The following is an 18,471-nucleotide window of genomic DNA, read 5'->3' on the forward strand; positions in this document are numbered from 1 at the left end:
GGGCCGCGTGATGTCACTATGACACCGTTCGGCTATTTACGCAATAGAGCAACGGGTTACGGATTTAAGTAAGTATGGGCTGCGGCTTGGTAGGCTCGTGCTCATGACCACCACTGCCGAGCTCGATGCCCAGATCCCGGAACGGCCCAGGCATCGGATGGTGGACAGGGTGGCGTCAATCCTCGAGGCGGTGGCCCGGTCCGGATCGGGGATGACGCTCACGGCGATCGCCAAGGCGCTCGGCGCACCGGTCAGTTCGACGCAGGGACTAGTCAACGGCCTGGTGGCCACCGGGTATCTGGACGAGCGGGACCGGGTCTACACCCTCGGGATGGCGCCGTACCTGCTCAACGTGATCGCGGGTCGCCCTCCCGTGACGCAGGTCCCCCACGACGCGCTCGAGGCGATCAACGAGGAGACCGGGATGGTCACCGTTCTCTCCGCCGCGGTGGGCGACGACCTCTTCTACGTCGATCACGTCTCGTCCGACCCCGCCTATGCGTACCTCGCCGAGAACCGTCTGCGGCGCTCGTTGCTCCGGACGTCGGCCGGGTGGGTCCTGCTCGCGGCGCGGGAGAACCGGGACCTCTGGGCCTACCTCAACGCCCGCCCCGAGGCGGATTCCGGCCGGGTCGAGGCCTTCCTCGAGGCGCTCGCGCAGATCCGCGAGACCGGGATCTGCGCGGCGCCCCACGCCGCCGAGAAAGGCGCTGATGGCGTGTCGGTCGCGGTGACCGAGCGGGGCGGCACGATCGCCGCGGTGGGCGTCATCGGTTCCCGTGCCGAGATCGACGAGCGACGTGACGACCTCGTGGAGATCCTCGGCCGTCACGTCGCCACCTGGCAACTCGACTGACCGCGCCCGGTCAGCGACCCTCGTAGTTCCCCGGTCGCTTCTCGCCGAACGCGGCGAGCGCCTCGCGGTGGTCCGCCGTGTGGTGGGCGAGGGCCTGCATGGCCGCGGAGAGCTCAAGCACCGACTCCAGGGACTGGTGCTGGGATTCGCGGAGGAGTTTCTTGGCCATCCGGACCGAGTGCGGCGGGTTCTTGGCCACCCGCGCAGCCAGCTCACGGGCCGCGCCCATCAGCTCCTCGGGCTCGACCACCCGGGAGACCAACCCCCAGTCGAGCGCGGTCGCGGCGTCCACGCGGTCGCCGGTCAGCGCCATCTCGGCCGCGCGGGCCGGGCCTACGGCCTTGGTCAGCAGCCACGCGCCGCCGTCGCCGGGGATGATGCCCAGCTGGACGAAGCTCTCGGCGAACCATGCCCTGCTCGACGCCACCCGGAGATCGCACATGAGGGTGAGATCGCAGCCCGCGCCGACGGCCGGGCCGTTCACGGCCGCGATCACGGGCACCTCGCAGTGGTAGAGCGCGCGCGGGATCCGCTGGATGCCGTCGCGGTACCCGCCGCGCACCTCATAGGGGCTCCCCCCGAACATTCCGCTGCGGTCGACCATGTGCTTGACGTTGCCGCCCGCGGAGAACGCGGAACCGGCGCCGGTGAGGATGACGGCACGCACGTCGGGGTCGGCGTTGACGACGGACACCCGGTGGACGAGCGCCTCGATCACACGGTCGTCGGAGATGGGGTTGCGAGCGTCCGGCAGGTTGATGGTCCAGGTCTCGATGTGATCGGCACGGTCGATCAGCAGCGCGTCGTCGGAGGTGTTCTCTGTCATCGTCATTCCTTTGCGGGGAGGGTTGGAGTGGGTGTCGGAGTGGGTCGGTCGGTTGGGTCGGCTCAGGTCACATTGTCTCCGGGATCCAGAGCACGATGCCGGGGAATATGAGGAACAGCAGGGCAACCGCCAGCATGGCGATCACGTACGGGAAGGCACCGCGGAAGACCTCCTCGACCCGGCGGCCGGCGGAGCGGGCAACCACGAACACGTTGAGGCCCATGGGCGGGGTGACGAGGCCGACCTCGGCCAGGAGCACCATGAACACCCCGAACCAGATGGGGTCGTAACCGAGCTCGACGACCAGCGGGAGGACGACCGGGACGGTGAGCGCGATGATCGCGATCTGGTCCATGAAGAAGCCGAGCACCACGTAGACGATGCCGATGCACAGCATGATGACGAACGCGGGGAGCGTGAGGTCGCCGATCCACGCGACGAGCGTCGGCGTGACCTTGGTCTCGGTGAGGAAGTGGCCGAAGACGTGTGCACCGATGATGATGGCGAAGATCATGGCCGTGGACTTGGTGGTCTCCACGAGGGTGTGTCCCACGCCGGCGAGGCTGAACCGCCCGCGCGCGATCACGAGAACCAGCGCCGCGACGCTCCCCAGCGCCGCCGCCTCGGTCGGGGTGGCCCACCCCATGTAGATGGAGCCGACGACGGCGAGAAAGACCAGTGCAAGCGGGGCGGCCGTGCCCAGTGCGCGTCCCTTCTCGGCCCACGTGGAGGGTTGCCCCGACGGGACGGTCTCGGGGTCGCGCAGCATCGTCACGTAGAGCATCACCACGAGAGCGCACGCGATGATCACGCCGGGCAGGGCGCCGGCGATGAGCACGTCGCCCACGCTCACCTCGGCGGTGATCGCGTAGAAGACCAGGATGATCGACGGCGGGATCATGGCGGCGAGGGTGCCGACCACCGCGACGAGGCCGCTCGCGGTCTTGGGGCTGTAGCCCTCGTCGATCATCTTGAGCGTCGAGGTCTGGGCGAGCGTGGCGGCCGCTGCGGTGGAGGAGCCGGACACCGACGCGAACGCGGTGCCCGCGCCGATGGAGGCGACGGCCGTGCCGCCCCGGATGCGGCCGACGATGGCCCGCGCCGCGTCGAACAGTGAATCGAGCAGTCCCGAGAGCATCAGGAGGTGCGCCATGAGGATGAACAGCGGTACGGCGGACAGCGAATAGCTCATCACCGAGGTCGCGGGCACGGTCTGCATGACCCCGTCGACCACGCCGAAGCCGCCCACGGCGAACAAGCCGATGATGCCGGCACCGAGGATCGCGAACGACACCGGGACCCGGATGAGGATGAGGACGAGCAGGAGCACGACTATGGCGAGTGCGAGCATGTCAGATCTCCTCTGCGTGGATGCCGGGCTCGTAGTCGGTGGCGACTCGACTGAACGGGGTGGTGAGTTCGCGATAGAGGTCGATGGCCACCACGACGAAGCCGAGGCCGGAGGCCACCGGGATGATCGACTTCCACCACCAGCTCGGAAGTGACAGTTCAGCCATCCCGGGTGGAGGGATCTCGGAGGTGACGAAGGAGAACTGCATTGCGCGCGTTCCCGAGTACACCAGGAGCACGAGCCCGGCGAGGATGATGAGGTACGTGATCAGCAGCAGTACCTTGCGCACCGGCTCGGGGGTCTTCTCGAAGATCGTGACCACGGCGACGTGCGCGCCGGCGCGGTAGGCCGTGACCGTACCGAAGAAGGCGAGGGCCATCATCAGGTACTGCTCGACCAGGCCGACATTCCAGCCCAGCGGGGCGTCGAAGGCGGTCCGGGTGAACACCTCGAGCGCGGTGAGGGCGACGATGACGACGATCGCGACGCTGGCGATCACCGCGCAGAACGCGGAGATCCCGTTCTGGATGCGGTCGAGCCTCGGGTGGGTGTCGGTGAGGTAGCCGAACGGCGTCCGACGGGCGGGTGTGGATCCCTGGCGGGGGACGATGACCTCGGGTACCTGGTCGCTCATGATCGCTCGCTTCCGTGCTCGGACTCCGCACGGGCGAGTGCGGCGGTGAAGTCGTCGAGGACCCGGCGGGCGGGCAGACCGATGCTCTCCAGGTCCTCGACCCAGGACTCCCGGACGGGCGCGGCCAGCGCCTCCCAGTGGGGGCGCTCGGCGTCCGTGACCTCGATCATCTGTACTCCCGCGTCGCGCATTGCCTGCTTCGACTCGTCCATCGACCGGTTGATCTCGCGGCACACGGAGTCCTGTGCGACCTCGGACGCCTCGGCGAGGACGGCCTGCTGCTCCGGGGTCATCTCGTTCCAGACCGTGTCGGAGACGGAGTAGGTGACCGTGAACGAGCCGAGGTTGGCACCGTCGGTGGAGTACTGGATGACCTCCTCAAGGCTGTACGGCGTGATGCTCAGGGGGCTCGCGAGGGTGCCTTCGACGGTGCCGCGGGAGATCGCCTCGTACATGTCACCCAGCGGCATAGAGACGCCGGCCGCGCCGGCTGCGTCCACCACGCGGTCGGCCGCGCCTCCGGTCGACCGCATGATCTTGCCGTGGAGAGCCTCGACGGAGTCGACGGGGAACGCGCCCGACATGGCTTCGTAGCCGGGGATATAGGCGACCCAGAGCGGGTGCACGTCCTGCGGCGCGAGCTCGGTCTCGAACAGCGTGGTCCCCGGCTGCATGATCTCGAGCATCGCGTCACCGCCGACGCACGAGTCCTGGGTGAAGCCGGGAAGGTCTCCCACGTTCGCCAGGGGGAGTTGCGTTCCCACGTACGCGGGGGAGACGGCTGCGATCTGGGCGATCCCGGTGCGCAGCACGGCGGGCATGTCCCGCTGCTTTCCGAGCTGGCCGGAGTCGAAGTACACGATCTCCATCCCGGCGGACGGCGCCGTGTCCCGGAGGATCTCCATGAAGTCGGTCGTGCCGCTGCGCCCGATGGGGTGGGTGGCGGCGAAACTGTCCGCGACCCTGATCTCCAGAGGCTCGGACGGGGTGTCGGGCTCGCCGGAACATGCCGTCGCGGCGATCGCCACGGATAGGCCGGCCGCGACCGTCGACGCCGCGCGACGGGCTGTGGTCCGCCGGGCTGTACCGCGGATCGGACGAGGGGGGCGTCTCATGAGAATCCTTAACTAGGGAACTCACTACGCATATACGTAGCAAAACGGGACGTCGCTAGACTATGCCGTGACGCGAGTCACTGTCAATCCCGCTGGGCGAGGTAGTTCGATACGACGACGTAGGCATCACTCGCGAGGAGCACGTTCGCTACCGGAGGGATTTCGACGGGTCAATGCCCCGGCTCGGGGCGTGCGAGCGGGGACTGCCAGTCCGGGCTCGTGTCCGGGATCAGTGCGCGGGCTCGAGCCCGTTCCGCATCCCCCACGCCACGGCCTGCGCCCGCGTGGTGACCCCGATTTTCCGGTAGGCCTCACGGATGTACGACTTCACGGTGTTGGGCGAGAGATAGCGCGACCGGGCGATCTCCTCGTTGGAGTAGCCCCGCACGATGAGTGAGAGCATCTCGGCCTCGCGGGGGCTCAGGCCCACGCCTTCCGCGGGCCAGTGATCGCCGGCGACGCCGCCGTCCCGCGCGCCGAGGTCCACCACGCGATGCCCGCCGGCGATCGACTCGATCCCCTCGACGAGCGCCTCGGCGGGAAGCGACTTGGCCAGGAAACCGCTGGCGCCCGCGGCGAGTGAGTCCTCCACGGCCCGTGGGTCGGTCATGAACGAGTAGACCGCCACGGCGGCCACCCGCGGGTCGGCCGCCAGCTCTGTCAGCTGTACCTGCCAGTCCAGGGGAGCGGCGAACGTATCGAACAGTGCCACATCCACCGTGAGATCGGGGTCCGTCCGAAGCTGCGTTTCCACGACTGAAACACGGTCGTGAAACGGTGACAGCAGCGCGCGCACGCCGGCCACCACGACGTCGAAGTCGTCGATTACGCACACGCTGACCGGCATGGGGAAAAGGTAGCAGCGGTTGGCACGCAACCTTGTCGGGGCCTGCCGATTCCTCACCAGACAGATGTGACCACACCCCTGGGGGTGTGGCGCGGTTCCTCAGGCTGCAAGAAGCTGAACGTCAGCGAGGAGGAGATGACCTGGATGACACCGCCGACGGGGATCCGCCGGATCGACGAACGATGGGCATGGGCAGATCACGGGCACTGTCAGGAGTTGCCGGATCTGTTCTACAACTCCGAGGACGAGCCCAAGCGGGTACGCCGCCGCAAGGAGGCCGCCGCCAAGAAGATCTGTGCCGGTTGCCCCGTCCTGGCCGAGTGTCGCGAGCATGCCGTGACCAACAGTGAGTTGTATGGCGTCTGGGGCGGCTTGACCGAGACGGAACGTCACCGCCTGGCGGGCCGCGTCCGCACCGGCTGACCCCGTCGGCGGCGCGTCAGCGCACCGGGATCGCGACGAGCTTGGTCTCGAGAAACTCCTCGATCCCGGTCCTCCCGCCCTCGCGGCCCAGCCCCGACTGCTTGATGCCGCCGAACGGCGCCGCCGGGTTGGAGACCACGCCGACGTTGACGCCGACCATTCCCGCCTGCAGCCGCTCGGACATCGTCATCGCGCGGTCGAGGTTCTCGGTCATGACGAACGAGACCAGGCCGAACTCGGTGTCGTTGGCCAGCTCCACGGCCTCGTCGTCGGTGTCGAAGGGGATCAGCGCGGCGACGGGTCCGAAGATCTCGGTCGACATCAGTTCGGCCTCGGGCGAGACCCCGGTGAGCACGGTGGGCGGGTAGAAGAACCCCGGCCCGTCTCCGCGACTGCCGCCGGTCAGGACCTCGGCGCCCCGCGAGACGGCGTCGTCGACCAGCCCCTCGACCTTGGCGACGGCCTTCTCCTCGACCAGCGGGCCCACGTCCACGCCGTCCTGGACACCGTTGCCGACGGTGAGCGCGCCCATCTTCTCGGTGAGGCGCCTCCCGAACTCGTCGATCACCGAGCGGTGCACGAGGATCCGGTTGGCGGACGTGCACGCCTCACCCATGTTGCGCATCTTGGCGGCCATGGCGGCGTCGACCGCGGTGTCCATGTCCGCGTCCTCGCACACGACGAACGGTGCGTTCCCGCCCAGTTCCATGGACGTGCGCAGCACCCCGCGTGCGCACTGCTCGAGCAGCGTCCTGCCGACGGGGGTGGAGCCGGTGAACGACAGTTTGCGGGCGATCCCGGAGTCGATCCACGGCTCCACCACGCTGCCGGCCGAGGTCGTGCACACGACGTTGAGAACGCCGTCGGGCAGCCCGGCCTCCCGCAGCAGATCGACCACGTACAGCGAGGTCAGTGGTGTGAGGTTGGCGGGCTTGAACACCATGGTGCAGCCGGCGGCGATCGCCGGCCCGATCTTGCGGGTGGCCATGGCCAGCGGGAAGTTCCACGGGGTGATGAGGATGCACGGCCCCACGGGCTCGGAGGTGACCATCAGCCGGGTGTTGCCGTCGGGGGAGCGGCGGGCGTCGCCGGAGATACGGCAGGCCTCCTCGGAGAACCAGCGGAAGAACTCGGCGCCGTAGGTCACCTCGCCGCGCGCCTCGGCCAGCGGTTTGCCCATCTCGGTGGTCATGATCAGCGCGAGCTCGTCGGCGTTCTCGAGGAGTAGTTCGTAGGCGCGCCGGAGGATCTCGGCCCTCTCCCGCGCGGGCACGGCCGCCCAGCTCGCCTGGGTGCGGCCGGCGGCCTGGATCGCCGCGGCGGCATCGTCGGCACCGCCGTCGGCGATCGTCGCCACGGATTCGCCGGTGGCCGGGTTGTGCACCTCGAACGTGGCGCCGGTGGCGGCGTCGCGCCACTGGCCGTCCACGTGGATGCCGGTGCCGAGGGTGGCGATGAGGTCGGCGACGGAGCGGGTCATGGCTGCCTCCTGGGGGTCGGGTCGGTCGGGTCGGGGTCGAGGAGTTCGAACAGGTGACGGCCGGTCCGGCGGCCGACGCGCGGGTCGCGCGCCGCGAGGTGGGCTACCTGGGTGGCGCACGAGAACCCGTCGGCCAGGACGGGGGCCTCGGGGTCGGCACGAAGGGCGGGGGCCAGGGCCTGCTGCGCCACCGCGTCGGCGACGGCCTCGTGCCCGGCGGTGAACCCGAAGTCCCCGGCGAGGCCGCAGCAGCCGGTGGCCTCGCGGACCGAGCCCACGCCGAGGGCGGTGAGGGTGGCGCGCTGGACCCGGTTGCCGAAGGTGGCGTACTCGTGGCAGTGGGTCTGGACCGTGACGCGGTCGGGCGGGGCACCGCCGGGCCAGGCGGGGGCGCGGCCGGAGGCGGCCAGCACGCCCAGGTACTCGGCGGCGGAGCGCACGCGCGCGGCCACGCGGCGGGCGAGCTCGGCGTCAGAGGTCTCCGCGAGGAGGCGGGGGAGATCGCCGCGCAGGGCGGCGGCGCAGGAGGGTTCGACGACGAGGACGGGGACCTCCTCCCCGTCCGGGCCGCGGATCCCGTCGAGGTGCCGCGCGGTGTCGCTCAGGGTGCGGCGGGCGGCGTCCAGCCGTCCGGTGGTGATGTGGGTCAGCCCGCAGCAGTGGCCGGAGCTGCACGCGACGGACGTGTGCGAGCTGCCGAGGACGCGGGCGGCCGCGCCGGCGACCGCGGGGCGCAGTCCCCGGGTGAAGGAGTCGAGGAAGAGCACCACCTCGGCCGAGGTGCGCGTGGCCGGGGCAGAGGCCGACGTGGGGGCCAGCGTGGGGGCCCCGCGCTTGACTGCCCAGACGCTGTCGGGGGCCCGGGCCAGTTCGGTGCGCAGTTCGGCGGCGGAGGTGAAGCGGGGCAGCTCGCGGTCGGCGGCGACCCCGCCAACCCGGGCGGCGGCCCGCCCGAGCCGCGTGGACATGACGGCGTTGAGCGGCCCGGCGATCCGGCCGGTCGCGCGCAGCCACACCGGCAGCAGACCGAGGGAGTAGTGCACCCGGGGTCGGGGTCGCCCCCGGTAGCGGCGGTGCAGGGCCTCGGACTTGAAGGCGGCCATGTCCACACCGGTGGGGCAGTCCGACGAGCACGCTTTGCAGGCCAGGCACAACTCGAGTGATTCCTCGACCGCCGGGTCGTCGACGGGCAGGGTGCCGCGCACGACCTCCTGCAGGACGCGGGCGCGGCCCCGGGTGGAGTCCTTCTCGTCGCCGGTGGCGCGGAACGACGGGCACATCACGCCGCCGGTGGAGGTGCGGCAGCGGCCCACCCCGATGCAGGCCTGGACCGGGTGGGCGCCCCCTGCGGAGGTGAGCAGGCCCAGGTCGCGCGGGTGGCGCCGGTCGGGGATGCCGTCCAGGGCCAGATCGGCATCCAGTGGTCGGGTGGCGGTGAGTCCGCCCGGAGCGAGCAGTCCCGCGGGGTCCCAGAGGCGCGCGAAGCGGTCGAACGCGCCGAGCATCTCGGGCGAGTACATGACCGGCAGCAGTTCGGAGCGGGCCCGGCCGTCGCCGTGCTCCCCGGACAGCGAGCCGCCGTGGCGCACGGCGAGGTGGGCGGCGTCGGTGCAGAAGGCGCGGAAGACGGCCCGTCCGGCGTCGCTCCGGAGGTCGAAGGTGATGCGGATGTGCATGCAGCCGGCGCCGAAGTGTCCGTACATCACACCGGTGAGTCCGTGCTGGTCCAGCAGCTCGCGGAACTCGGCGAGGTAGTCGGCCAGGCGCTCGGGCGGGACGGCCGAGTCCTCCCAGCCGGGCCACGACTCGATGGTCCGGCCGGTCGCCGGGTCGGTGAGCCGCGAGCTGAGCCCGGCGCCGTCCTCGCGGACCCGCCACAGGTCGGCGCGGGCCACGGGGTCGGTCACGACGAGCGCTTGCATGGCGTGGCCGGTCCGGACGAGTTGGTCGGCCAACCCCGCCATCCGGGCCTCGAGCCCGCTGTCGGTGGCGGCGTCGGGGGTGGCGGCCTCGTCGTCGTCCAACTCGATGAACAGCCACGCGCGTCCGTCGGGGAGTTCGGCGACGGAGTCCGCGCCGCGCCGGGAGCGCATAGTCGCGACGATCACCTCGTCCACGCCCTCTACGGCTGTAGGACGGTGCGGCAGGATGGCCGGCACGTCGCGTGCGGCGTCCACGACGTCGGCGTATCCCACCACGAGCAGGCCGGTACGGGCGGCGCGCGGCACGATCCGCATCCGTGTGGCGGTGACGATCGCGCACGTGCCCTCGGACCCCACGAGCGACCGGGCCACGTCGAAGCCCTCCTCGGGCAGGAGGTGCCGCAGGTGATAGCCCGACACCTGGCGGGGGATCCGGCCGAGCTCAGTGCGGATGGCGGCGAGGTGCTCGGCGGCCAGGTCCCGGAGTCCGGTGGTGAGGTGCTCTGCGCGCGCGGTGGCGGCGGCCTCGCGCGGGTCGGTGGCCTCGATGCCGTGGCGGGTGGCGGTCAGGCGGAGTCCGTCGGCGGTGACCAGGCGCAGCGCCTCCACGTGGTCGGCGGTCCGGCCGTGGCGCACCGAGTGGTTGCCGCACGCGTCGTTGCCGATCGCCCCGCCCAGGCACGCCCGCGACTGGCTGGACGGGTCGGGGGCGAAGGTCAGGCGGCTGTCGGTGGCGGCGTGGACGGCGGCGCGCAGGTCGGTCAGGACGGCGCCGGCCTCGGCGCTGACCACCCCGGCGGCCTCGTCCACCGCGAGTACGCGGTTCATATGCCGCGACAGGTCCAGCACGAGGCCGCTGCCGATCGCGTTGCCGGCCATCGACGTGCCGCCGCCCCGAGCGGTGGCCGGCACGCCGAGCCGGTGGCATGCCGCCAGTGCCGTGGCCACCTCGTCCTCAGTTCGGGGGAACACCACGGCCGCCGGGACGACCCGGTAGTTGGAGGCGTCGTAGGAGTATTCGGCGATGCGGCGGGGATCGGACTCGGGCGACAGGCCGGCGGCGGTGAGCGCCTCGATCAGCGCGTCGCTGCGGGCCCCCACCGTCGCGGTCACGACCGGCCCACGACCCGGTGGACGGCGCGGGTCAGGCGCTCGACGCCCGTGTCGACCTCGTCGGCGGTCACGACCAGGGCCGGGATGACGCGCACGATCGAGCCGGTCGGGCCGCAGGTCAGGGTGAGCAGGTCCTCGTCGATGCACGCCTGCTGCACGGCGCCGGCCAGACGGGCGCCCTCGAGCGCGCCGGGGTTGCCGGCGGGCGCGGCCGCGTCACCGAACTCGACGGCCAGCATGAGCCCGGTACCGCGGATGTCGCAGATCTCGCCCACGTCGCCGAGGCTACGCCTAAGCCCGTCGAGAAGTTGCGTTCCGCGCTCGGCCGCATTGGCCACCAGTCCCTCGCGATCGATGACGTCCAGCGTCGCGACGGCAGCCGCGGCCGCGACCGCGTTGCCGCCGTAGGTGCCGCCCTGTGACCCGGGCCAGGCCCTGGCCATGAGCTCCTCCGGCGCGGCGATCGCCGAGATGGGAAAGCCCGAGGCGATGCCCTTGGCGGTGATGAGGACGTCCGGCACGAGTCCCTCGGTGTGCTGGTGGCCCCAGAACCGACCCGTGCGGCCGACGCCGGCCTGCACCTCGTCGAGCACGAGCAGCGCGCCGTGCGCCGTGGCGCGCTCGCGCAGCCCCTGCAGGTAGCGCTGCGGGACGGCCATGTAGCCGCCGTCGCCGAGTACCGGCTCGATCACGATCCCCGCCAGCTCACGCGGGTCGATGCGGGTGGCGAGCAGGAAGTCGAACTCGGCCAGTGCGTAGTCCACGGCCTCATCGGTGGTCATCCCCAGGCGCAGCGCGTCGGGGTAGGGGGTCTGCGCCACGCCGGCCATGAGGGGGCCGAACCCGGCGGAGAACTTGGTGCCGGCGGTGGTCAGGCTCGCGGCGGCGACGGTGCGCCCGTGAAAGCCGCGCTGCACGGTGACGATGTACTGCCGACCGGTGGCCATGCGCGCCAGGCGCACCGCGGCCTCGACCGCCTCCGAGCCGGAGTTGGCGTAGAACACCGAGTCGATACCCGCCGGCAGGTGCTCACCCAGCTTTTCGGTGAGCTCGAGAAGCGGCTGGTGCATGACGGTCGTGTACTGCGCGTGGATGATCTTCGCGCACTGCGCCTGCGCGGCCGCCACCACATCGGGGTGGCAGTGGCCGGTCGAGGTCACGCCGATGCCGGTCGTGAAGTCGAGGTAGTCGCGGCCGTCGGTGCCGTGGATCCACGAGCCCAGGGCGTGGTCCACCACGACGGGCGTGGCCTGCTTGAGGACGGGGGACAGGTGCGCGGTCATGCGGTCAGTGTGTGACCGGCCGGGGCGATTGTCAACAATCCGACAACACCGGATTCCGGCGGGTTACGGTGGTGACATGACGCAGGAGAAGCCGACCGTCGTACTGCTCACCGCCGACGGCGTCCCCGAGCCCGCCGACCTCGTCGAGGTACGTGATCTCGCCGACGTACGGGTCTGCACCGCCGGCACGCTCGCCGAGACCCTGCCGGGCGCCGAGATCCTTCTCGTCTGGGACATCTTCTCCGGCGCGCTGGCCGACGCTTGGCACGCCGCCGACTCGCTGCGCTGGATCCACGTGGCCGCCGCGGGTGTCGACGCCCTGCTCTTCGACGAGCTCCGCGAATCGGATGTGCTGGTCACCAACGCGCGCGGGGTGTTCGACGGCCCCATCGCCGAGTACGTGCTGGCGTGCGTGCTGGCCCACGACAAGCGCCTGCACGAGACCGAGGCCTTCCAGCGCGCCGGGCGGTGGCGCCACCGCGAGACCCTCCGGGTGGCCGGCCGCCGCGCCCTGGTCGTGGGGACCGGCGGGATCGGGCGGGCCACCGCGCGCCTGCTCCGCGCGGTCGGGCTCGAGGTCCACGGGGCGGGACGACGACGACGGGACAGCGACGAGGATTTCGGCCACGTCGTGGATTCCGCGGACCTGGCCGCGCACCTGCGCGAGGTCGACCATCTCGTCATGGTCGCGCCGCTGACGGAGGCCACCCGGGGGATGCTCGGGGCGCAGGAGTTGGCGGCCCTGCCCGACGGCGCCCACGTGATCAACGTCGGACGCGGAGAACTCGTCGACCAGGATGCGCTGACCGCCGAGCTCGCGACGGGCAGGCTGTCGGCGCACCTGGACGTCGTCGTCGTCGAACCTCTCCCAGGTGGCGACCCGCTCTGGACACTCGGGGGCGCGCACATCAGCCCCCACATGTCCGGCGACGTGGAGGGCTGGCGCGACACACTCTCCGCGCAATTCGTCGCCCACCTGCGGACATGGCTCGGCGGCGACGAACCGGCGCCGACGGTGGACAAAGGTAGAGGATACGTCAGCAGCTGAGTGGTTGTCCAAGGTCACAGGGTCTTCTACGGTCGGGCCCATAGGCGCGTGAACCATCCGTGCCCCCGACCGAGAGGAGAACAATGACCCTGGCCGTCGATGACTACATCACCCGAGTGAGCGGTGCCCCGGTGATCGTCGACCGACCGGACCCGGTGGTGTGGTCCGACCTGGACGATCCCGAGATCCGGGACTTCGCCGACCGCGGGTACATCCAGCGTGAGGGCGCGATCGACGACGCCCGGATCGACTCCTGCCTCGAGGAGCTGCAGCGGATCGGTCACCATCCCGACATGGCCGAGGACCCGCGGATCATCCGCGAGGCCGGCAGCGAGGCCGTCCGATCGATCTTCGATGTGCACCTGCTCAGCGAGGTCGTGTGGGAGGCCGTCGAGAGCTCCGGCGCGATCGAGTTGGCCCGCGAGATCCTCGGTTCGGACGTGTACGTGCACCAGAGCCGACTGAACTACAAGCCCGGTTTCGCCGGCGGCGCGTTCTACTGGCACTCGGACTTCGAGACCTGGCACGCCGAGGACGGCATGCCACGGCCGCGCGCCTGCAGCGCCTCGATCGCGCTCACGCCCAACCGCACCTACAACGGGCCGCTCATGATCATGCCCGGCACCCAGAAGTACTTCGTGCAGTGCGCGGGCGAGACGCCGGACGACTACTTCAAGGAGTCCCTGGTCTCGACGGCGCCGAAGGTCGGTGTGCCCTCGGAGGAGCACATCTCCGAGCTGTACCGGCGGCACGGCCTCGACGTGCTCACCGGCGACGCGGGGTCGATGACCGTGTTCGACTGCAACGCGCTGCATGCCTCCGGCGGGAACATCACGCCCATGCCGCGGGCCAACGTGTTCATCGTGTTCAACAGCGTCGACAACGCGCTGGCCGAGCCGTACGCGGGCACCCCGCGGCGCCCGGAGTTCCTCGCACGCCGACCCTGACCGGGCGACCGACCGGTCACGCGGCGGGCAGGCCCATGAGGTCCGCCGCCTCGGCGAACGCGTCGACGAACGCCCGGAGCTGGCGCTGTCTGGTATCGCGTTCCCGGAAGGTGACCGACACCGTGCGGGTGGGGGATTCGACGAGCGGCAGTACGTCCACGCCCTCGGGTGTGGTGACCAGTCCCAGGTCGGAGGCGATCGTCACGCCGAGGCCGGCGGCGACCAGCGCGAGGGCGGTGGACTGCTCGCCGGCCTCGTGGCGGACCTCCGGATCGAAGCCGGCCTCGCGGCAGGCGATCCGGACCGCCCGACCGAAATGCGACCGTGGGTGCGCGATCACCCAGGGCGCGCCCGCGAGGTCGGTCAGCGACACCTCGCCGGTCGGGATCGACCCTTGCGGCACCACCGCGCGCAGGGACTCGACCGCGACGGGCAGGCGGTCCAGGTCGGGAACCCGCGCCATCGGATAACTCGAGTAGTCGAGGACGAAGGACAGGTCGAGCGAGCCGTCCCGGACCGCGCCGGTGGTGTCCTCGGGTGCCAGTTCCCGGGTGCGGACACTGATCTCCGGGTGGTCGCGGCCGAGAACCCGCAGGCCCGCGGGCAGCAGGGCCGTGGCCACCGACGCCCACACCCCGGCCGTCAGCGTTGTGGCCCCGCCTTCGCGGGCCGACTCCATGGCGTGGCCCGCGTCCTCGACGGCCGCCAGGATCGTGCGGGCGTGCCCGGCCAGGACCAGTCCCGCCTCGGTCAGCACCAGCCCTCGGCCCCGCCGCTCGAACAACGGCGTGCCCGCCTCCCGTTCCAGCAGCGACAGTTGCTGGGACACCGCCGAGACCGTGTAGTCCAGCGCGGACGCGACGGCCGTGACGGTGCCGCGCCGCTCCAACTCGTGGAGCAACCGCAGGCGGTGCAGGGACGGCTCCATGGGCCAGAGCGTAGGAGGGGGAGCGACATCGTGCAGGAAAAGTGAACGGTGGACTCCATGAATCCTCGCTGGACCGGTCGGGAAAGGGCCCTCATGCTGGGGGTACGCCACCGGACAGGCTGGTCGGCGCGGTCGCCGCCCACGGGGCGGACACCACAGCGAGGAGGCGAGCATCATGACGTCGATCGAGATTCCCGGCAGGGCAGGCCTTCCGGCGGTGGCACCGGGCGCCTCCGGCACTCCCACCTCGCCCTCGCAGGCGCCCGGTCGGGCGACCCGCGAGCCGTACCTGCGCCTGCACTGGGAGGACGACCTCACCGACGCGCGCGGCTACCTCGTGGTGGACACGCTCGTCGGGGGACTGGCGACCGGCGGGACCCGCATGCGGGCCGGCTGCACCATGGGGGAGGTGGAGGACCTCGCCCGCGGCATGACCCGTAAGACCGCGGCGTTCGATTTGCCCGTGGGCGGCGCGAAGGGCGGGATCGACTTCGACCCCAAGGACCCTCGCGCCGTGGAGGTGCTGGCGCGGTTCTGCGAGGCCATGCACCCGTTCCTCGACCGGCACTGGGTGACCGCCGAGGATCTGGGCGTGACCCAGCAGCTCATCGACGAGGTCTTCGCCCGGCTCGGGATGCGCCAGTCGTACCACGCGGCCATCGAGCGCTCGTCGAACTGCGCGGACACCACCGAGCGCATCTACCGTGGCCTCAACGCGCAGGTGCCGGGCGGCCTGCTCGGCGACGTGATCGGTGGGTACGGGGTCGCGCAGGCATGCCTGGCCGCCGCGAGCGTGCGCGGCTGGGACATCGAGCGCACCTCGGTGGCGGTCCAGGGCGTGGGCACCATGGGCGGGGCTGCCGCCTGGTACCTGCACGAGGCCGGGATGAGGGTGGTGGCCCTCGCCGACGCCGGTGGCACCCTTTACGACCCGGCGGGGCTCGATGTCCACGCGTTGCTGGCCACCCGCGACCGCTACGGCGAGATCGACCGCGACGCAGTCCCCGCCCGGGTGCATCGCCTGGACCGCGAGGCGATCCTCGGCATGGACGTCGACGTCCTGGTCCCCGCCGCCGTCTCGTACGCGATCACCGCCGAGAACTGCGCCCGGGTGACGGCCCCGGTGATCGTCGAGGCCGCCAATGCCGCCACGACGGTGGATGCCGAGCTCGACCTCACCGCCCGCGGGATCGCGGTGGTGCCCGACTTCGTGGCCAACGCCGGCGCCGTGGCGTGGGCGTGGTGGCTCATCCTCGGCGAGGTCGACGAGCGGGCCGAGACCTCGTTCCTGCGACTGGGGCGGGCCATGACGACGAAGGTCGCCGACCTCATGAGCGACTGGACCCCGTCCGACGGCCCGCTGCGGTGGGCGGCTGACGTCTCCGACAGGGTGCGGGACGTCCCCGCGGTGGTGGTGCCCTGACGCCCGCGAAGGCGCCTCGTCACTCCCGGGCGGGCTCGCGAGCCCCGTCGCCGAGCGCCTCGTTGATGCGTCGCTCCCACGGCAGCCAGACGTGCGAGCGGCGCATCCCCTCGCGGATTTCCGGCGGCGGCCCCTCGAACAGGAACGTGCCCTCCTCGCGGCCGAGGAGCTGCCGGACCTCGGGATGTGAACGGGCCGCGCGGATGACGTTGAGCAACGTGTCCTCGTCCACGTCGAAGTTGAGCAGACTGATGGGATACGCTCGTTCCCCGACGCGAAACGGGCCCTCGGGGATTGTGGCCTCGTCGGTGGTGGTGAAGACGATCTCGGCGCGCTTTCCGATCCCGAACGGCCGCATCGCGCTCGGGCCGCGGTGGACGTGCACCTCGAGGATCGAGTCCCACGGGATCAGTGCGACCAACGAGTCGTTCTGGCCGGCGAGCCCGTGCGGCGAGAACTCCAGGCGTCGCCCCAGCGGCACCTTCGCCAGCATCCAGAAGATGTAGACGATCAGGAAGATGTTGAGGGCCACAAAGGCGGGGTACTGCCGGTGGTGCGAGATGTGTATGGCGCCCACCCTGTCTGCTGTGATGGCCCCGATGCCGAGCATCACGAACCCGAGAACGGCCATGCCGCCAGCGGTCCACGGCGTCCAGTCCCCGCGGGCGCTGACGTATGTGATGCCGTCCCTGACGCTCACGCGCCCCCGTCGGACAGGGATCGCACCGGAGCGGCCGACATAGGCGAGGGCGCCGCCGCAGAACAGAATGAACACGCCGGCCAGGGCGACGATGACGCTCGGGTGCGTGGAGGACCACCTAATGTTGAAGACTGTCCAGGCGAGCGTGGCGGCTGCCCCTACCCCGGCGAGCACGGCGGCGACCAGTGCGGCCGGGTCGGTGCGGTCGTAGAAGTGTCGGCGCCACTCCAGCGGCGCGGCATCGTACTCCTGCCGGGTCTCGGGTGAGCTCACCATCCGAAGCCCTCCTTTCCGTCAGCACGTTCTCGTTCGATGTGGTTCCGCAGGGCGGCGGTGGCCGCGGGGCCGGCCAGCAGCCTGACGCCTGCCCCGAGCGCGAATCCGAGCGCGGTACCGGGGCCGGGCAGGACGCTCCCGGCGGCCGCCCCGGCCACCGCGGACGTCGCCACCCCGGCGCTCTCGATGGCGAGCGCCTCCCCGAGGGACTCGTGCTCCGGTCTCGTGGCGAGCCCGATCGTCAGTCCCAGGCCGGTGCCGAGCACCGGGAGGCTCCGGGTGACCGCGCTCGCGGCGTCCATCACCTGGGCTGTCGAGTCCAGGGCGTCGAGACTTCCGGAGATGGCCGCGCCGGCGGCCACGGTCCGTGGGTCGACCTCGATCAGTTCCGGTTCGTGGGGATAGTGGACATACGACTCGGTCATGGACATGAGGTTCAGCGCGTTGGCCGCCGCGAGGTCGAGGTCCTCCAACGCGCGCAGGAGCGGCAGGATCCGGCTCTCGATCGCCGAGGCGTCGGCCTCGCCGCGCTGGTGCGCACGGGCCACCTCCGGGTCCGAGGGATCACCGATGAGCAGCGGGCCCCGCACCGTGCCGTCATCCGCCACCCGGCAGCGTGCCACGGCAGCCTCCTCGACGGCGTCCGACAGTCGGCTCTGCAGGCCCGGGGCCCGGTCGCAGAAGTCGGTGAGGGCCCGAACCGCACTCCCGGCCTTGCGGGCGACGATGGTGATGTCCCGCGTGAGCTCGGCGCAGCTTCCGGCGGAAGCGGAGACCGTGTCGCCCGCGAAACCGACGAGGTGCGCGCCCGCGGCGGCGCGCACGGTCGCGGCCGAATCCAGGAGGATCTCCTCGTCGGCTCGCAGGTCGTCGACCCGGGCGCACACCGTGTCGAGGTGCCAGGACATGACGTCCGGCACGGTCAGGCTCATCGCGGCGGCCCCACCAGTCCGAGGGCCGCGGTGGTGGCCCATTCCTGGTCCTCGAGGACGCCGGCCGCGGTGACGAGCGCGTCGATCTCGGCATCGAACCGCGTGGCGATATTCTCCTGGAACTCCAGCGTGTCAAAGGCGACCGCACCGTTGCACTCGGCGATGAGCGAACCGCGCAGGGCCGCTCCGATGGTCGTGAGCGCATCGGCCGGGGTCACGCCGGCGGTGCGCTGTTCCTCTGTACCGAGGGTCCGGGCGAGCGCGCGGAGGCGGGACGAATCGACGTCGGTGATGTCAGCCATGGGCCCTCCGGGGTGATGAATGTTCGTCACCAGGTCTGACGGGCCGGGCCGCCCATCTGGTTCCC

The 18,471-nt window shown here is 71.2% G+C and carries 17 protein-coding genes; 5 read left to right on the forward strand and 12 right to left on the reverse strand.

Annotation, left to right across the window (positions count from 1 at the left end):
- Window positions 1–103 precede the first annotated feature (103 nt).
- Entirely contained in the window at window positions 104–856 is a 753-nt protein-coding gene (locus K3888_RS16500; protein ID WP_230931374.1) for an IclR family transcriptional regulator, read from the forward strand.
- Between the two features lie 10 nt (window positions 857–866).
- On the opposite strand, the gene K3888_RS16505 is transcribed toward K3888_RS16500, so the two are convergent.
- The 5 genes from K3888_RS16505 to K3888_RS16525 all read right to left on the reverse strand — a co-directional run bounded on the left by K3888_RS16505 (window position 867) and on the right by K3888_RS16525 (window position 5,629).
- On the reverse strand, window positions 867–1,682 hold the full coding sequence (locus K3888_RS16505) for a crotonase/enoyl-CoA hydratase family protein (RefSeq protein ID WP_230931375.1): 816 nt from the start codon (window positions 1,680–1,682) through the stop codon (window positions 867–869).
- A gap of 67 nt (window positions 1,683–1,749) precedes the next feature.
- Window positions 1,750–3,033 (reverse strand): TRAP transporter large permease, encoded by a 1,284-nt coding sequence (locus K3888_RS16510; RefSeq protein ID WP_230931376.1) that lies wholly within the window; start codon window positions 3,031–3,033, stop codon window positions 1,750–1,752.
- Window position 3,034: 1 nt separating this feature from the next.
- Window positions 3,035–3,667, reverse strand: coding sequence for a TRAP transporter small permease (locus tag K3888_RS16515; RefSeq protein WP_230931377.1), 633 nt, complete (start codon window positions 3,665–3,667; stop codon window positions 3,035–3,037).
- The gene (dctP, locus tag K3888_RS16520) at window positions 3,664–4,782 is read right to left on the reverse strand and encodes a TRAP transporter substrate-binding protein DctP (protein ID WP_230931378.1); all 1,119 of its coding nucleotides are present in this window, start codon (window positions 4,780–4,782) and stop codon (window positions 3,664–3,666) included. The genes K3888_RS16515 and dctP overlap by 4 nt, the downstream gene beginning before the upstream one ends.
- 229 nt (window positions 4,783–5,011) lie before the next feature.
- Entirely contained in the window at window positions 5,012–5,629 is a 618-nt protein-coding gene (locus K3888_RS16525) for a helix-turn-helix transcriptional regulator (RefSeq protein WP_230931379.1), read from the reverse strand.
- A 66-nt stretch (window positions 5,630–5,695) separates the two neighbouring features.
- Between K3888_RS16525 and K3888_RS16530 the strand changes: the two genes are divergently transcribed.
- Window positions 5,696–6,052: a WhiB family transcriptional regulator gene (locus K3888_RS16530; RefSeq protein ID WP_372459590.1), complete on the forward strand. Its 357-nt coding sequence runs from the start codon at window positions 5,696–5,698 to the stop codon at window positions 6,050–6,052.
- A 16-nt stretch (window positions 6,053–6,068) separates the two neighbouring features.
- Here K3888_RS16530 and K3888_RS16535 read toward each other — a convergent pair whose 3' ends face one another.
- From K3888_RS16535 to K3888_RS16545, 3 genes are read right to left on the reverse strand one after another with little or no spacing between them, the layout of a single operon-like run.
- Entirely contained in the window at window positions 6,069–7,532 is a 1,464-nt protein-coding gene (locus tag K3888_RS16535) for an NAD-dependent succinate-semialdehyde dehydrogenase (RefSeq protein ID WP_230931380.1), read from the reverse strand.
- The gene (locus tag K3888_RS16540) at window positions 7,529–10,567 is read right to left on the reverse strand and encodes an FAD-binding and (Fe-S)-binding domain-containing protein (protein ID WP_230931381.1); all 3,039 of its coding nucleotides are present in this window, start codon (window positions 10,565–10,567) and stop codon (window positions 7,529–7,531) included. Before K3888_RS16540 ends, K3888_RS16535 begins: the two co-directional genes overlap by 4 nt.
- Window positions 10,564–11,850, reverse strand: a complete 1,287-nt coding sequence (locus K3888_RS16545; RefSeq protein ID WP_230931382.1) for an aspartate aminotransferase family protein — start codon at window positions 11,848–11,850, stop codon at window positions 10,564–10,566. The genes K3888_RS16540 and K3888_RS16545 overlap by 4 nt, the downstream gene beginning before the upstream one ends.
- Window positions 11,851–11,926: 76 nt before the next feature.
- Here K3888_RS16545 and K3888_RS16550 point away from each other — a divergent pair, with 76 nt between their 5' ends.
- Both K3888_RS16550 and thpD read left to right on the forward strand, forming a co-directional pair.
- A complete protein-coding gene (locus K3888_RS16550) occupies window positions 11,927–12,898 on the forward strand; it encodes a D-2-hydroxyacid dehydrogenase (RefSeq protein WP_230931383.1) in 972 nt (323 codons plus the stop codon).
- Between the two features lie 83 nt (window positions 12,899–12,981).
- On the forward strand, window positions 12,982–13,845 hold the full coding sequence (gene thpD / locus K3888_RS16555) for an ectoine hydroxylase (protein ID WP_230931384.1): 864 nt from the start codon (window positions 12,982–12,984) through the stop codon (window positions 13,843–13,845).
- A gap of 16 nt (window positions 13,846–13,861) precedes the next feature.
- Here the strand turns inward: thpD and K3888_RS16560 are convergent, their stop codons facing one another.
- Window positions 13,862–14,773 (reverse strand): LysR family transcriptional regulator, encoded by a 912-nt coding sequence (locus tag K3888_RS16560; protein ID WP_230931385.1) that lies wholly within the window; start codon window positions 14,771–14,773, stop codon window positions 13,862–13,864.
- Window positions 14,774–14,948: 175 nt separating this feature from the next.
- On the opposite strand from K3888_RS16560, the gene K3888_RS16565 reads away from it, so the two are divergent.
- The gene (locus tag K3888_RS16565; protein ID WP_230931386.1) at window positions 14,949–16,196 is read left to right on the forward strand and encodes a Glu/Leu/Phe/Val family dehydrogenase; all 1,248 of its coding nucleotides are present in this window, start codon (window positions 14,949–14,951) and stop codon (window positions 16,194–16,196) included.
- Window positions 16,197–16,215: 19 nt separating this feature from the next.
- On the opposite strand, the gene K3888_RS16570 is transcribed toward K3888_RS16565, so the two are convergent.
- The 3 genes from K3888_RS16570 to K3888_RS16580 are packed head-to-tail and all read right to left on the reverse strand — an operon-like array spanning window position 16,216 to window position 18,406.
- Window positions 16,216–17,172 carry a hypothetical protein gene (locus K3888_RS16570; RefSeq protein ID WP_230931387.1) on the reverse strand — a complete coding sequence of 319 codons (957 nt, stop codon included), beginning with the start codon at window positions 17,170–17,172 and terminating at the stop codon, window positions 16,216–16,218.
- A complete protein-coding gene (locus tag K3888_RS16575; RefSeq protein WP_230931388.1) occupies window positions 17,166–18,104 on the reverse strand; it encodes a hypothetical protein in 939 nt (312 codons plus the stop codon). Before K3888_RS16575 ends, K3888_RS16570 begins: the two co-directional genes overlap by 7 nt.
- Window positions 18,101–18,406 carry a hypothetical protein gene (locus K3888_RS16580; RefSeq protein ID WP_230931389.1) on the reverse strand — a complete coding sequence of 102 codons (306 nt, stop codon included), beginning with the start codon at window positions 18,404–18,406 and terminating at the stop codon, window positions 18,101–18,103. Before K3888_RS16580 ends, K3888_RS16575 begins: the two co-directional genes overlap by 4 nt.
- Window positions 18,407–18,471 lie beyond the last annotated feature (65 nt).

This window comes from Dietzia aurantiaca, assembly GCF_021033825.1.
Lineage (GTDB): Bacteria > Actinomycetota > Actinomycetes > Mycobacteriales > Mycobacteriaceae > Dietzia > Dietzia aurantiaca.

Bases quoted from the DNA above. Each gene is read 5' to 3' on its own strand.
- K3888_RS16550 (WP_230931383.1), top strand. From the start codon at position 11,927: ATGACGCAGGAGAAGCCGACCGTCGTACTGCTCACCGCCGACGGCGTC.
- K3888_RS16515 (WP_230931377.1), bottom strand. From the start codon at position 3,667: ATGAGCGACCAGGTACCCGAGGTCATCGTCCCCCGCCAGGGATCCACA.
- K3888_RS16525 (WP_230931379.1), bottom strand. From the start codon at position 5,629: ATGCCGGTCAGCGTGTGCGTAATCGACGACTTCGACGTCGTGGTGGCC.
- dctP (WP_230931378.1), bottom strand. From the start codon at position 4,782: ATGAGACGCCCCCCTCGTCCGATCCGCGGTACAGCCCGGCGGACCACA.
- K3888_RS16575 (WP_230931388.1), bottom strand. From the start codon at position 18,104: ATGAGCCTGACCGTGCCGGACGTCATGTCCTGGCACCTCGACACGGTG.
- K3888_RS16505 (WP_230931375.1), bottom strand. From the start codon at position 1,682: ATGACAGAGAACACCTCCGACGACGCGCTGCTGATCGACCGTGCCGAT.
- K3888_RS16510 (WP_230931376.1), bottom strand. From the start codon at position 3,033: ATGCTCGCACTCGCCATAGTCGTGCTCCTGCTCGTCCTCATCCTCATC.
- K3888_RS16535 (WP_230931380.1), bottom strand. From the start codon at position 7,532: ATGACCCGCTCCGTCGCCGACCTCATCGCCACCCTCGGCACCGGCATC.
- thpD (WP_230931384.1), top strand. From the start codon at position 12,982: ATGACCCTGGCCGTCGATGACTACATCACCCGAGTGAGCGGTGCCCCG.
- K3888_RS16565 (WP_230931386.1), top strand. From the start codon at position 14,949: ATGACGTCGATCGAGATTCCCGGCAGGGCAGGCCTTCCGGCGGTGGCA.
- K3888_RS16580 (WP_230931389.1), bottom strand. From the start codon at position 18,406: ATGGCTGACATCACCGACGTCGATTCGTCCCGCCTCCGCGCGCTCGCC.
- K3888_RS16500 (WP_230931374.1), top strand. From the start codon at position 104: ATGACCACCACTGCCGAGCTCGATGCCCAGATCCCGGAACGGCCCAGG.
- K3888_RS16560 (WP_230931385.1), bottom strand. From the start codon at position 14,773: ATGGAGCCGTCCCTGCACCGCCTGCGGTTGCTCCACGAGTTGGAGCGG.
- K3888_RS16545 (WP_230931382.1), bottom strand. From the start codon at position 11,850: ATGACCGCGCACCTGTCCCCCGTCCTCAAGCAGGCCACGCCCGTCGTG.
- K3888_RS16570 (WP_230931387.1), bottom strand. From the start codon at position 17,172: ATGGTGAGCTCACCCGAGACCCGGCAGGAGTACGATGCCGCGCCGCTG.